Below are 15,028 nucleotides of genomic sequence, written 5' to 3'. Positions count from 1 at the left end.
GAGAAAAACTAAAGCATAAGTTGTATCACAGTATAAATGTCTACATTTAGATAGAAATGTATGTATTTTTCGTATCGGAGTTTGATGAGTTTTTACTTATAAATATAGAAAATAAAGAAGATAAAGATTATTATGGTACATATTTAAAGGAAAAAAAGAGTGCCCTTATTGATAGTATTTTAATGAAATTAGGTATATAATTATAAGTGTATCCATATTTTAGAGAGAATTCTTTAAAATTTTGGGAATTTAAATCTAACAAAAAAGAGAAATCTAATTTGAAAGAGTCTAAGGCGTAACTGTATAATATAAGCTAGATAAGTGAAACTCTAAATTTTAATTTAGCCAGTCGAACTTACACTTTAGTATAAATTCGACTAAAAAGTTAGATGGAGTTAACACACCACTGACTTAAGTCTCATTTTATCTGATAGCTAGTGCCCGTAATACCCCCATCTTCTATAAGTGGGGGAACGGGCACACGCTCCTAGATAAATTCGACTAAAAAGTTAGATGGAGTTAACACACCATCTAACTTAAGTCTCATTTTATCTGATAGCTAAATTAAACTATGTAAGTAATTAAAGGCTAGATTTCTTTTTAAAGAGAATCTAGCTTATTTTTTTGGAAGGACTTAGAATATGAAAGTAGCAGTAGTAAGTATAATATTAGAAAATCCTATAGAATCACAAGAAGTAGTAAACAAAACTTTAAGCTTTTTTAGAGGTCAAATAAAAGGAAGAATGGGAATTCCACTTGAAGAAGGAATTTCAATTATATCAGTAATTTTAAAAGGTGAAATTGATATGATAAATAGTTTAACTGGAAAGCTTGGGAATATAAAAGGTGTTACAGTTAAAACAGCTATAGGGAAAAAAGAGGTATAGAAAAGGAGCGTCTATGAATATAAAAAACATAATTGATAAACTATTTAAAGAACATGATGCAAAAGATGAAGAATTATTATATATTTTAGATAATATAACAGATGAAGAAAAAGAATATTTAGTAGAAAAAGCAGATATTATAAGAAAACAAAATTATGATAATAAAGTTTATGTAAGAGGACTTATTGAAGTTTCTAATTTTTGCAAGAAAGATTGTGCTTATTGTGGAATAAGAAAAAGCAATAAAAATGCAGATAGATATAGGTTAACTAAAGAACAAATCTTAGAATGTGTAGATACAGGAGATAAAATTGGATATAAAACCTTTGTAATGCAAGGTGGAGAAGATGCCTATTTTACAGATGAAAGACTTGTAGATATTATAAAAGAAATAAAAAGGCGATATCCTAAAAATGCAATAACTTTATCTCTTGGAGAAAGAAGTTATGAATCTTATAAAAAGTTATTTGAGGCAGGAGCCGATAGATATCTTTTAAGACATGAAACTGCTACAAAAGAATTATATGAATCTCTTCATCCTGGAGCTTCTTTTGAAGAAAGACAGGAATGCCTTAAAAATTTAAAAGAAATAGGCTTTCAGGCAGGAGCTGGATTTATGGTTGGCCTTCCAAATCAAACAAATGAGGATTTAGTACGTGATTTACGTTTTGTAAAAGAGTTTAAACCTCATATGTGTGGAATAGGACCGTTTATTCCACAAAAAGATACACCACTTGGACATGAAACAGGTGGAACAGTTGAAAAAACAGTTACAATGCTTGCTTTAGTTAGATTATTACTTCCAGATGTATTACTTCCTGCAACAACTGCTTTAGGGACAATAGACCCAGATGGTAGAGAAAAAGGAGTAAAAGCAGGTGGAAATGTAATAATGCCAAATCTTTCACCACAAGAAGTTAGAAGTAAATATGCACTTTATGATGGAAAAGTCTCAACAGGAGATGAAGCGGCAGAATATAAAGCCCAAATAGAAAAGAAAATGAAGAAGTTTGGATACGAAATAGAAGTAAACCGTGGAGACAATGTAAAGTGGCTTAAGTCTAAAAAGAAAGAAGAGGAGAATTAATATGTTTATAAATCATGATTATATCAATAATATTTTAGAGGAAACTAAAAATCCAACTAGAGAAGAATCATTAAAGGTAATAGAAAAAGCTAGAAAAAGAGAAGCTTTAGATTATAGAGATATAGCAATTCTTTTAGCTACAAAAGAAGAAGATGTAGAAAAAGAAATTTTTAAAATTGCTGGAGAAATAAAAGAAGAGATTTATGGTAAGAGAATAGTTGTATTTGCACCACTTTATGTAAGTGATTACTGCGTTAATAAATGTGTTTACTGTGGTTATAAATGCTCAAACAAATTCAAGAGAAAGAAATTAACTCAAGAAGAAGTAGCAGAAGAAGTAAGACTACTTGAAGGAATGGGACATAAGAGACTTGTTTTAGAACTTGGAGAAGACCCAGTTAATGCACCGATTGAATATGTTTTAGAATGTATAAAAACAATGTATGCAACGCAAGATGGAAATGGTGAAATAAGAAGAACAAACGTAAATATTGCAGCAACTTCTGTGGAAAACTATAAGAAGCTTCATGATATAGGAATTGGAACATATGTATTATTCCAAGAAACTTATAACAAGCCAATGTATGAAAAAGCTCACCCTAATTCATTAAAAAGCAACTATGAATATCATTTAACTGCATTTGATAGAGCTATGGAAGCTGGAATTGAAGATGTTGGAGCTGGAGTATTATTTGGTTTAGCTGATCCAAGATTTGAAGTTTTAGGACTTATGATGCACAATGCGCATTTAGAAAAAGAATATGGAGTAGGGTTCCACACAATATCAGTTCCAAGAATAAGAGAAGCAACAGGAGTTGATTTAGAAGAATTACCATACCTTTTAGATGATGAAACATTTAAGAGAGTTGTAGCTGTAATCAGAATAGCAGTTCCATTTACTGGTCTTATGATTACAGAAAGAGAAACACCAGAACTTAGAAAAGAAATAATGACTTATGGAATATCACAAATTTCAGTAGGTTCAACAACAGTTATAGGTGGATACAAAAAACGTGCAAACAATGAAGATAGTGAAGAGCAATTCAAATTATTCAACGTTGAAACTGATAGTATGACAGCTATAGAAGAACTTATAGATGATGGATATATTCCAAGCTTCTGTACAGCATGTTATAGAAAAGGAAGAGTTGGAGACAGATTCATGGAACTTGCAAAATCAGGAGAAATCCAAAAGGTTTGTGAACCAAATGCAATAACAACTCTAGTAGAATATGCAATAGACTACGGAAACGATAGATTCAAAGAAAAAGCAATAAACTTTGCAAAAGATATTGCAAGTAAAATAGAAAATGAAAAAACAAGAAAAGTAACAGAAGATAATATAGAAAAAATGCAACAAGGAAAAAGAGATTTATATCTTTAATAAGTAAAGAATTAATAGGCAAAAGTTAAGAGTTATATAAAACTCTTAACTCTAACCTCTTAACTCTTAACTCTTAACTAAAATGAAGGAGTGATTTTTATGAATACTACACCTAATGCTAATAGAAAACATATATCTATTTTTGGTAATACTAATAGTGGTAAGTCATCTCTTATGAACGTAATATTAGGACAAGAAATATCCCTTGTTTCTAATATTGAAGGTACTACAACAGATCCAGTTCAGAAGGCTATGGAGCTTTTACCTGTAGGGCCAGTTTTACTTATTGATACAGCAGGGCTTGAGGATAAAAGTGAGCTTGGTAATCTTAGAATGGAAAAGACAATGGAAGTTTTAAGAAAAACTGATGTAGCTATATTTGTTATAGATGCAAGTAGTCCTGATTATAATTCCTTTGAAAAATGGGTTATAGAAGCTAAAAAGTTTAACATACCATTTATAGTTGCAGCTAATAAAGCAGAGGTTGCAAATAGTGTTATAGTAAATGGGTTAAATAATAAGTATAAGAAAGTTATTCCTACATCAACAGTTACAGGAGCTGGAATAGAAGATTTAAAAGAAGAATTAGTAAAAATACTAGAAGCTGAAGAAGAAGATAGAAGTTTAATTTCTGATATAGTTCCTTATGGTGGAAAAGTAGTTTTAGTAGTTCCAATAGATTCAGAAGCACCAAAGGGAAGATTAATCTTGCCGCAAGTTCAGCTTATACGTGATTGCTTAGACCATGGAGTAAAAAGCTATGTAGTTCGTGATACAGAACTTAAAGAATCTTTAGAAGATTTAAAAGATATTGATTTAGTAGTAACTGATTCACAAGCTTTTAAAAAGGTAAGCAGTATAGTTCCAGAAAATATAAAACTAACAAGCTTTTCAATTCTTTTTGCAAGACAAAAGGGAGACTTAGAAAGTTTTATTGAAGGCTCTAAAGCTTTAAGAGATTTAAAGCCAGGAGATAATGTGCTTTTTGCGGAAAGTTGTACTCACAATGTATCACATGAAGATATAGGAAGAGTAAAAATTCCAAAAGGATTAGAAAAGTATGTTGGTGGAAAACTAAACTTCGATTTTAAAGTTGGATATGACTTTGCAGAAGATTTAGAAAAATATGCACTTGTAATACACTGTGGTGCTTGTATGATTAACAGAAAAACTGTTATGAATAGAGTAGAAAGATGCAAGGAAACAAAAACTCCAATGACAAACTATGGAGTAGTTTTAGCATTCTTAAGTGGAATACTAGAAAGATCAACTGAAGATTTAATATAAAAAAGATTTAATTTAGGAAGAGTTTTAATTCTAGCTAAATTAAGGATATTTGAAAAACTCTCTTTAGGAAGTAAATCCTAAGGAGAGTTTTTTTATATGAAAGAGGAAAAAGTTACAAAAAAGTATGAAAAATATTACAATAATACAGAAAAAGTATTAATATTGTATCTTAATATTAACCAATTTTGTACAAAATACGAATATAATTAACATATAGAAAAAACAAAAGGGAGATGAAGGAAATGAAACTAAAGAGTAAAATATCTATTGGGGCGGTAGTAATAATTGGATTAAGTGCACTTGGGACAACATATTTTATGAACAATAAGGCAAAGGCAGAGGAACTAGGGGGAAAACCTATTGTAAATGAAGTGAAAAAAGATGAAGAAGAAACTAAAAAAGATATAGATAAAGTAAATGATGAAGCTAAAAGAAAAGCAGAAGAAGAGAAAATAAAATTAGAAGAAAAAGAAAACGAAAGAATAAAGAAGGAACGTAAAGAATTAGAGGAAGAGAAAAAGAAAGAAGAAGCTAAAAAGGCTGCGGAAAAGAAAAAGGAAGAAGAAAAAAAGATAGTTGAAAAGAAAAAAGAAGAGGAAAAAGAAAATAAGAAAAATAATGAAACTGTAGAAAATGTACAACCAGTAGCAGGTTCTAATATAATTAGTAGTGCTAAAGGGTATGCAGTTCCAGTAAAAGAAGTGAATGCAATGCTTAATGGAAAGAAAAATGGAAAGAAAGAAGTGTTCTTAACATTTGACGATGGTCCAAGCAGTAATACACCAAAGGTATTAGAAATTCTAAAAAAATATGGTGTCCATGGAACATTTTTTGTACTAGGATCAAATGTGGAAAATTCAAGTGTGAAGAAAGGATACCTTAAAGAGGTATATAACAGTGGAAACGCTATAGCAAATCATACATACTCACATAACTTTAAGACTTTATATCCAGGAAATAGAGTTAGTGTAACTAATTTTATGAATGAATTAAACAAAACAAACAACATATTAAAAAGTGTTCTTGGAAACAACTTTAACACAAGAGTTATGAGAATGCCAGGCGGATATATGTCAAGACAATACTATAAAGATGGAAACCTAGGAGCGTTAAACAGTGCTTTAAATAAAGAAGGAATTCTATCACTAGATTGGAATGTAGATTCATCAGATGCCAGTGGAATAAATATTGCATCAAGTAAAATATTATCAAACACTATAAAAGAAGCTGGAAATTCAGAAGATGCAGTAGTTTTAATGCATGATGCAAATGGAAAAGGAACAACTGTACAAGCATTACCACAAATAATAGAACATTTCAAAAATAAAGGATATACTTTTAAAGTAATATCAAACTAAAATAAAAAAGACATCTTTACACTTGGATTGTAAAGGTGTCTTTAGTTTGACTTATTACTAAAGTTTTTTTAAGGTATAATTCCTAGTATAAAAGTTTTTCCCTCTAATCCAGAGTAGATATTCTATAGTATATTAGGAATTAGTGTATACTAGTAGTAAAAGTGAAGATAAATGGAGAAATACTTGATTAAAAATTTAAAGCTTGTATATAATATAAAGAGATAGTTTAGCTAGGAGGAAAGGTGGAGGAAAGATGGGTGAAATACTAAAATTATTTCATGGAAGTAATGTTATTGTAGAAAAGCCAGAGGTTCTTGTAAGTGGATTTTATAAAGATTTTGGATACGGATTTTATTGTACTAACATAGAAAATCAAGCAAGACGATGGGCTTTAGTTAAAAAAAAGAACCATGTAGTGAATGAATATAAATATAAAGCAAATGCAGAACTTAAAATATTGGAATTTAAAGAGATGACTGAAGAATGGTTAGACTTTGTTGTAGATTGTAGGATAGGGAAAAATCATGGCTATGATATAGTTGAGGGACCAATGGCAGACGATACAATTTGGGACTATATAGAAGAATATATAGAAGGAAAAATAACAAGAGAAGCTTTTTGGGTTCTTGTAAAGTTTAAATATCCTACTCATCAAGTAGTATTTTGTAATGATAAAGCACTTAAAACATTAGAATTTGGAGGGTTTTACAATCTATGAGAAATGTAATTTTTAAAGATGAATACGTAAAAGAGGATGATTTATATTTTATTTGTTATATGATTGAAAGAGTGGCAAGAGCACTAAAAGTAAAAAATAAATATGTAGTAAATAAAATAGGTTATGATGAATTAGCGAGAAATATAAGTTTAGCTAGTGTACTTCATTGTGAAAACCCACTTAAAGTAGAGGCAGATTGGATAGAGGAATATTCCTTAGAGAAGGGGAATTTTGATATACTGAATGTAGATAAGGAATTAGTGAATAATTTACCAACAGCAACACAAATAGGAAAGGTTTATAAAAGGCTTATTTTAAATACACTAAGAAGTGATGAAGATTATATAGAAGGCTTAATTAGAGTTTATAATGATGAGTTATGTGAGACAATAGATAATTATAATAGTAGTGCATATTATGAACCTACTCCATTTATAACAAGAGCATATTATAATGGTGGTTTTTAAAAGTATAGCCTATCTTTAGTTTTAAAGATAGGCTATACTTATATGTAGTTTAAAACTTAGGAGGACAAAAGAGATGAGTTTATTTAAAGATTATAATTTAAGCGTAGAAGTATTAAAATCTATTGATGATTTAGGATATACAAAAATGACTGAGGTTCAGGAAAAGGTTATAGGGGAAGCTTTATTAAATAAAGATTTAATTGTTAAGGCTGAAACAGGAAGTGGGAAAACAGCGGCTTTCGGAATTCCTTTATGTGAAAGATTAAATTTTGAAAGTGAAGATAAGGCTTTAATTTTAGCACCAACACGTGAGCTTGCAGTACAAATAAGTGCAGATTTAAAAAATCTAGGAAGATATAAAAGATTAAAGGTTGTTACTATAATAGGAAAGGAATCTTTTAAGGAGCAAGAAAAAGCTTTAAAAGGAAAGTTTAATATAGTAGTAGGAACACCAGGAAGAACTTTAGACCATTTAGATAAAAAGACTTTAGATGGAAAGGCTATAAAAACTTTAATTATTGATGAAGCAGATGAAATGTTTAATATGGGATTTATAAATGAAGTTGAAAACTTATGTAGTAAAATAAATAAAAATAGAGTTACAATGTTATTTTCAGCAACAGTTCCAGAAAAGATAGAAAGCTTAACTAAAAAGCACATGGATAGACCAATTACAATTAACTGTAATAAAAAAGGTGTAGTAACAGAAAATATAACTCATGGACTTTTAGTAGTTGAAGGAAGTGAAAAGCTACAAAAGGTAGATGAAATATTATTAAGTGAAACTCCAAAACGTGCTATAGTTTTCTGTAGAACAAAAGATAATGTGGAAATTGCTTTTAATTATTTCAAGAAAAAAGGATACTCTATAGATAAGCTTCATGGAGATATGCTTCAAAAAGAAAGAAATAAAAGAATGGAAGAGTTTAGAGAAGGAAGATTTAAAATTCTTATAGCAACAGACATAGCAGCAAGAGGGTTAGACGTTGAAGAAGTAACACACGTTATAAATATAGATATTCCAGTAGAAAAAGAAAGCTATGTACATAGAATAGGAAGATGTGGTAGAGGAGGACAATCGGGAGAATCTATCACAATAATGACACCATTTGAAAAGAAGTATTTAGATAGAATAGAAGAATATATAGGCTTTAATATAGAAGAATATAAAGAAAAAGAAATAAAGAACAAAGAAGAGGCTATAGAAATTTTAAGAAAAGCACCAGAAAGAAGAAAAGATAAAAAGAAAGATATAAAAGGTGTAACAAAAATTTATTTAAATGGTGGTAAAAAGAAAAAGATAAGAATACTTGATATTGTAGGAACTATATGTAGCATAAATGGAGTAGAAAAAGACGATATTGGAGTTATAGATATAAAAGATAATGGCTCAACAGTAGAAATATTCAATAATAAAGGAAATATAGTTATAAAAGAATTAGCTACAAAGACAATAAAAGGGAAGAAACTTAGAGTTGAGAAGCAAAGAAGAAGTTAAGAAGTAAGAGTTAAGAAGTAAAAGTTAAGAGAAAATTTGCAAAGCAAATTTTAGAAGGAAACAAAAACCCAATTGGCAAAGCCAATTGGGTTTTCTAACTATTAACTATTAAAATTATTGTAAAATTATACAAATATTGTATAATAAAATTATGGTGGGGGTGTTTTATGGAGGATTTGAATAGAGTTTCTACTGAGGATGTAAGTGTTTATTTATGTCCGAACTGTGGTGGAGGTATGAAGTTTGATATAGGTGAGCAAAAGTTTACCTGTGAGTATTGTGGGACTGAAGAAGTTTTTGAGAAGGTTGATAATAATGTAAATGAATACGATTTGTATGAATTTATGGATTCTGAAAGGTCTAACACTTGGCAAAGTGAAACTAAGGTTTTAGAATGTACAGGGTGTGGAGCTGAAATTATTATTAATAATGAAGAGACTGCTAAGTTTTGTAGCTTTTGTGGTTCTAGCCATATTACAAAAGGTCATGAGGAGGCTTTAATAAAGCCTGAAGGAATTTTACCTTTTAAAATTAATGATGCTAAAGCTAAAGAACTTTTAGAAAAATGGATAAAAACAAGGTATTTAGCACCAAATGATTTAAAGAATATGTATAGTAGTGAAAAGCTTATGGCTATCTATGTACCTTATTGGACTTTTGATGCTAATGCACATGGAGTCTACCAAGGTGAAGGTGGAAAAAGAGCTTATAAAAATGTAACTGTAAATGGAAAAACTACAAGAAAAGAAATAACAATATGGTATAGCGTAAATGGAAGTATAGATCATAATTTTGATGATATACAGGTGAATGCATCTAAAAATTTTAGAGAGGATATTATAGATGGAGTTGAACCTTTTAGTATGGATAAATTAGTTCCTTATGATAAAAAGTATCTATCGGGTTATGTAGCTGAAAGATATACTAAAAATTTAAAAACTTGTTTTGAAATTGCTAAAAAAGAAATGAGAGAAAAATTGAAGAGTCAGGCTAAATCACAAATTAAATTAAGATATGATGAGGCTAAGGTAACAAGAATAAAAGTTAAGTATAAAGACAGTAAATTCAAACATATTTTAGTACCAGTATGGACAGCTAATTATGATTATAAGGGTAAAAAGTATAAATATATTATAAATGGTGAAACAGGAAAAATGAGTGGGCAGATTCCTTACAGTGGAGCAAAGCTAGCACTTATAGCAGTAGGAATATTAATTTTAGTAGGACTGTATGTTTATGGAGGTATGTAATTAAAGATGGGAATATTTAATCAATTTCAAAGTTTAGTAGAATGGAAGGAAACACGTGATGATGTTATCTTTCATATGTGTAAAAATAGGGAGCTTAAAAAAGATAGTAAGGTTATTATAAGACCAGGACAAGATGCTATATTTATGTATAATGGTGTGGTTGAGGGTTTCTTTGAAGAAGAGGGAGAGTATATTTTATGGAGTGACATAATTCCTTTTTTAACAACTTTAAAAAGCTTTAAGTTTGGATTTAATACACCTCTTAGAGCAGAGGTTATGTTTATAAATACAAAGGATTTTCTAGTGAAATGGGGAACTAAAAGCCCTATAAATCTTCCACATCCATCAATGCCAGGAGGATTACCTATAAGATGTTTTGGAACATATACTTTAAGAGTAAGTGAATACAGAAATCTTGTAGATAGAGTTGCAGGGATAAAAGATGAGTTTACAGTAGATGATGTAAAGGAAAGATTAGAATCAAAGTTTAATGCAGCATTAACAAGTGCTATTTTAAAAGAAGGAAAAGATTTAATAAATCTTAGAGCCTATGCATTAGAAATTGGTGAAGGACTTCGTAAAACTTTAAATACTATATTAAATGATCTTGGACTTTTCATTACAGATGTAACTATAGAAAATGTTAATTATCCAGAGCAAGTTCAAAAAATGATTGAGAAAAATGCAAGCTATAGTATGGTTGGAGATATGAATAGATACAGAGATGTAGGAATGATAGATTCAATGACAAGTGGAAATGGTGCATCAAGTACTATGAGCAATATGGCACAAGCTGGTATGGGACTTAATATGGGTATGCAGATGATGAACTCTATAAATAGCAGTATGAATAATAACATGAATAATAAAGGTGGAGAAACTTTTAATAATGGAGTTAATCCTTCATATAATAATGAGGCTAATTTAATAAGTTGCACTAATTGCAATAATAAAATAAAGCCTGATTCAAAATTTTGTCCTGAATGTGGAAATAAAGTCTCTGTTATAGAGAAAGCTAAGTTTTGTTCAGAATGTGGAACAAAATCAGAGGGCGAAGCAAAATTTTGTTTGAATTGTGGAAATAAATTAATGTAGAAAAATTATTAAAAAAATTGAAAGAATTGAAGGAGCATATGAATAAATATGTTCCTTTTTAGATTTTATATTTCTAAACTGTATATATTTTTTTAAGTTTAATAATAATTTATCTATAAAAAAGATAGAAATGATAAAAAATAAACTTAAATATAAACAAGGTTAATAAAAAATCTTTTAAATTAGACTATTTATATAGATAATTTAAAAATAAAAAATTAAATATACTTAAACAACTGTCCAAAATAATGACAGTGTATTTAAATGTTACATAAATGTAAAGAAAAGTGTAATCCGATGTGTAGAAATATGTCGAAGGATAAATAAAAATTTAACAAACACAATAGATTGGAAAGTTGGCATGGGAATTGCTATTAATATAAGTGAAGTTAAATTAAGAAAACTTCCTACAAGCAATTAAGTAAAAAAATTTGCCATTATGTAGAAATACGTTTCATAAAGAAAGGAATGAATAATATTATGGATAATAAGAAATTTAAAAAAGGTCTTATGTTTGGAATATTAGTAGGACTTGCCTGGGGACTTGATGGAGTTCTAATGGGGAGAGTTGGACTAGATAGAATTTTTACAGATAAAGCTTTTGCTTTAGCACAAGGGGTATCATCAACAAGCTTTGAATTTTCACCACTTGTAACAGCGTTTTTCCATGAAGGATTCTGTTTTATATGGATAGCACTTGTATTATTGTTTAGTAAGCAATTAAAACATGTATTTTATTTATTATTTAAAACTAAAAAAGGTAAAGCAGTTGCAATAGCAGCGTTAGTTGGTTCACCAATTGGAATGAGTGCATACCTTTTAGCAATTAAATATGCAACTACTCCATATGCATCAAGTATTTCAGTAATTTATCCAGGAGTTGGAGCAATACTTTCATACTTTATATTAAAAGAAAAGTTATCAAAAAGAGCAGTTATAGGAATTGCAGTAAGTTTAGCAGGTTCATTTATGTTAGGATTTGATCCATCAGGAGATGTGCCAAGCACATTCTTACTAGGAATAGGTTGTGCAATTATTGCAGTACTTGGATGGGCACTTGAAGGTGTTATCGTAGGATTTGCAATGAAGCACATAAAAGATGAAGATCATATAGAAGCAACACCACAACAATTCTTATGTTTAAGATATTTCATAGCAACTGTAGCTTATGCAGTAATTGTATTACCAGCAGTTGGTGGATACGGTATGGCAGGGCAAATTATTCAAAGAGGATTAGTTTGGCAATATGCAGGAATAGCAATACTTGGAGCTATAACTTACCTTTCATGGTATAAAGCAGTTGATTTAATTGGAGCTGCAATGGGAACAGCTTTAAATAGTACAGCAGCCCTTTGGGTTATAGTATTTACAGCAATACTTCCAAAAATAATACCAGGATTTGAGTCAAATCAAGTTATAACACCAACAATAGTAATATGTGGATTGATAATTGTTTTAGGAGTCTTTATATTTGCAATAGATCCTAAAATGTTTAAGAAGAAGTAGTTAAAAGAAGTGCTAAATGGCACTTCTTTTTTTATAGATTAATATGGAGAAAGGTTAAAAAATAAAGGGCAAATAAGGAAAAACCCTAATTAATGAAAAGTTTGTATTGTTAAATAAATAGACATTTATTTAAAAAAAATAGACTTAAAATAAAAAAAAATAAATTTAGAAATATAAAATTAGAATAAGATTATAATAAAGTGTGAGGAATATTACAAAAGCATAAAAGTGTTGAAAACACTAGCATATAGTGATTGTTAAAAATAAAACTATGAAGAAGCATAACAAAGAAGAAGGTAAAATAAACCATTAAAGTATTTTAAATGAATAATAATGTATAAATGAAAAATAATATGAAAATAATATTTCGAAAAAGTTAGTTAATAAATTGACAATTAGATAGAGGCTATGATAAATTTGTGTCCGTGCTACAAATGCGAAATGCAATCGTACAAATAGAAATAGCATAGAGGCTAGAGTCTAAAAGAAAGACAAGCTTTGAAACGGAGGAATTATAAATTATGGAATCAACGGATAAGAGAGCATTGATTGCCTACAAAAAATTAAGTACAAGTTTTGAAAGAAAAGGAACAGCAGCAGGAATTTTATCAGGAGTAGCCTTTGGTTTAAATAGTGCAGTCCTTGGAGTGGCGCTAGCGTTAGCACCTTTTACATATGGGGCAAGTGCTTTAATGGCACCATTAGTCGCAGCAGCAATGAATGATAGCTTTGCAGGTATTTGGTTATTACTTTATAACTTAAAACAAGGAAGACTTAAAGAGGTTTTAAGAAGCTTTAATACAAAGCCAGGAAAAGTAGTATGTTTAGCAGCTATATTAGGTGGACCTATAGCAAATGCAGCCTATTTAATAGCTATAAAAGATGCATCAGCAGCGTATGCATTACCTATTTCAGCTTTATTCCCAGTGTTTGGAGCAATTTTAGCTAGAATATTTTTAAAACAAAAAGTTAGTAAGCGTATTGGATGTGGTATGGTTCTTTGTGTTGTTGGAGCAGCAGTAATTGGATATGTACCACCAGTTGGAGATTTTCCACATTTTTATTTAGGAATTATATTTGCCTTCGTAGCAGCTTTTGGATGGGCAGCAGAAGGAACATTATCAACATTTGGAACAGCAGTTATAGACCCTAAAATGGCTATAAATATTAGAGAGATAACATCAGGACTATTCTTCTTAATATTTGTAGTTCCAGTAGTAGGGGGATATATAATGCTTGGAAAAGTATTTATGCATCCAGAAGCACTTATAATGATTTTAATTGCAGGTCTTACAGGGGCTATAACATTCTTATCATGGTATAAATCAAACAGTATGTGTGGTGTTGCTAAAGGTATGGCCTTAAATGGAACATATGCATTATGGGGAATTTTATTTACTTTCCTTTTAGGAAAAGTTGTTATTACACCAACTTTAATAATAGGGGCAATAATAATAACAGTAGGAGCAATTTTAGTTGCTATAAACCCAATGGAATTCTTTAAAAAAGAGGAGATTTAAGATATGAGTAAGATGCTACCAATGAGATTTCGTATGTTACACTTCTTATCTAAAATGAAAGATGGTTGTGTAAATGATGTGTATGAAGGCTTAAAAGATGAATATGGAACAGAAAAATACTTTAATAGAGAAGATATGAAACAAGATTTATTAGCAATGAAAGAAAACGCTCTTTTAGATGAAGATAGATTAGTTATGGAGGGAGATGAGCTTCTTATTTACTATAAGGTAAACGAAGAAGGAATGAATCTTCTAAAAAATTACTTACCAAAAGAATGGAAAGATAAATAATAAAAAGAGGCTATTGCAAAGAAGTGAGCAATAGCCTCTTTTAAATGTTTAGAAAAGGGTAGAGTTAGTGATTTTACTAGCGTCTTAGAAATAAAAAGGATTTGTTAGGGTAGAGCCTCTAGTGCCACTATTTTTTTAGGAGAATAACTTTAAGTGTACAAAAAAATGACAGTGTAATCTTTAGGAACAGGTGAGAAATGCAATGTGTACTCTTTAGTGAATAAGAGAAAAAAGATAGTCATAAAATTAACAATCTCTGAGATTTTCAATGTTGGCATGGAAATTGCTTTAATATAAAGTGTAAATAATTTTAAAAGAAAAAACAAACTAACGAATAATTAAATTTTAATTTAACTTAACTTTATTTTAAGTACGATTGCATTAGATAGTTAAAATTTTAATTATTAAAAACTAAATTTTTTAGTTTTAGGGGTAAATATATGTACGCACACTTAGGAGGAATTAGATTATGTTAAAAAAAGAAATTATGGATAATATGAAACATATAGTAGACAATTGTATGGGAGATTCTGAGGCAGCGTGTGTGGCTACTTGTCCAATGCATACTGATGTAAAAGAATATATAAAATTAATTGGAGAAGAAAAAGGAACTGAAGCAATAAAGGTTATACGTAATGATCTTTTTATACCAGGAACTTTAGGAAGAATATGCGCACACC

Annotated in this window: 15 protein-coding genes; all 15 read left to right on the top strand. The window is 29.6% G+C overall.

Features of this window, described 5'->3' with window-relative positions:
- Positions 1–56 precede the first annotated feature (56 nt).
- Entirely contained in the window at positions 57–200 is a 144-nt protein-coding gene (locus ACRC28_RS11150; protein WP_438543523.1) for a hypothetical protein, read from the top strand.
- A 441-nt stretch (positions 201–641) separates the two neighbouring features.
- The gene (locus ACRC28_RS11145) at positions 642–887 is read left to right on the top strand and encodes a TM1266 family iron-only hydrogenase system putative regulator (RefSeq protein ID WP_438543522.1); all 246 of its coding nucleotides are present in this window, start codon (positions 642–644) and stop codon (positions 885–887) included.
- Positions 888–900: 13 nt separating this feature from the next.
- Positions 901–1,974, top strand: coding sequence for a [FeFe] hydrogenase H-cluster radical SAM maturase HydE (hydE, locus tag ACRC28_RS11140; RefSeq protein ID WP_438543521.1), 1,074 nt, complete (start codon positions 901–903; stop codon positions 1,972–1,974).
- A gap of 1 nt (position 1,975) precedes the next feature.
- Entirely contained in the window at positions 1,976–3,358 is a 1,383-nt protein-coding gene (gene hydG, locus ACRC28_RS11135; RefSeq protein WP_438543520.1) for a [FeFe] hydrogenase H-cluster radical SAM maturase HydG, read from the top strand.
- A 99-nt stretch (positions 3,359–3,457) separates the two neighbouring features.
- Positions 3,458–4,645, top strand: coding sequence for a [FeFe] hydrogenase H-cluster maturation GTPase HydF (gene hydF / locus ACRC28_RS11130; protein WP_438543519.1), 1,188 nt, complete (start codon positions 3,458–3,460; stop codon positions 4,643–4,645).
- A 242-nt stretch (positions 4,646–4,887) separates the two neighbouring features.
- Positions 4,888–6,003, top strand: a complete 1,116-nt coding sequence (locus ACRC28_RS11125) for a polysaccharide deacetylase family protein (protein ID WP_438543518.1) — start codon at positions 4,888–4,890, stop codon at positions 6,001–6,003.
- A gap of 253 nt (positions 6,004–6,256) precedes the next feature.
- A complete protein-coding gene (locus tag ACRC28_RS11120; protein WP_438543517.1) occupies positions 6,257–6,721 on the top strand; it encodes a DUF3990 domain-containing protein in 465 nt (154 codons plus the stop codon).
- Positions 6,718–7,188: a hypothetical protein gene (locus tag ACRC28_RS11115; protein ID WP_438543516.1), complete on the top strand. Its 471-nt coding sequence runs from the start codon at positions 6,718–6,720 to the stop codon at positions 7,186–7,188. Before ACRC28_RS11120 ends, ACRC28_RS11115 begins: the two co-directional genes overlap by 4 nt.
- Before the next feature lie 73 nt (positions 7,189–7,261).
- Entirely contained in the window at positions 7,262–8,686 is a 1,425-nt protein-coding gene (locus ACRC28_RS11110; RefSeq protein ID WP_438543515.1) for a DEAD/DEAH box helicase, read from the top strand.
- Between the two features lie 167 nt (positions 8,687–8,853).
- On the top strand, positions 8,854–9,936 hold the full coding sequence (locus ACRC28_RS11105; RefSeq protein WP_438543514.1) for a hypothetical protein: 1,083 nt from the start codon (positions 8,854–8,856) through the stop codon (positions 9,934–9,936).
- A gap of 6 nt (positions 9,937–9,942) precedes the next feature.
- A complete protein-coding gene (locus tag ACRC28_RS11100; protein ID WP_438543513.1) occupies positions 9,943–11,031 on the top strand; it encodes an SPFH domain-containing protein in 1,089 nt (362 codons plus the stop codon).
- Positions 11,032–11,511: 480 nt separating this feature from the next.
- Entirely contained in the window at positions 11,512–12,537 is a 1,026-nt protein-coding gene (locus tag ACRC28_RS11095) for a DMT family transporter (protein WP_438543512.1), read from the top strand.
- 521 nt (positions 12,538–13,058) lie between these two features.
- Entirely contained in the window at positions 13,059–14,057 is a 999-nt protein-coding gene (locus tag ACRC28_RS11090) for a DMT family transporter (RefSeq protein WP_438543511.1), read from the top strand.
- Between the two features lie 3 nt (positions 14,058–14,060).
- Positions 14,061–14,348, top strand: a complete 288-nt coding sequence (locus tag ACRC28_RS11085) for a hypothetical protein (protein WP_438543510.1) — start codon at positions 14,061–14,063, stop codon at positions 14,346–14,348.
- A 469-nt stretch (positions 14,349–14,817) separates the two neighbouring features.
- The coding region (locus tag ACRC28_RS11080; protein ID WP_438543509.1) for a hypothetical protein at positions 14,818–15,028 on the top strand (211 nt) is incomplete at its 3' end.

It is taken from the genome of Clostridium sp. (assembly GCF_051650885.1).
Lineage (GTDB): Bacteria > Bacillota > Clostridia > Clostridiales > Clostridiaceae > Clostridium.
This window is presented reverse-complemented; position numbering and strand designations above follow the sequence as displayed.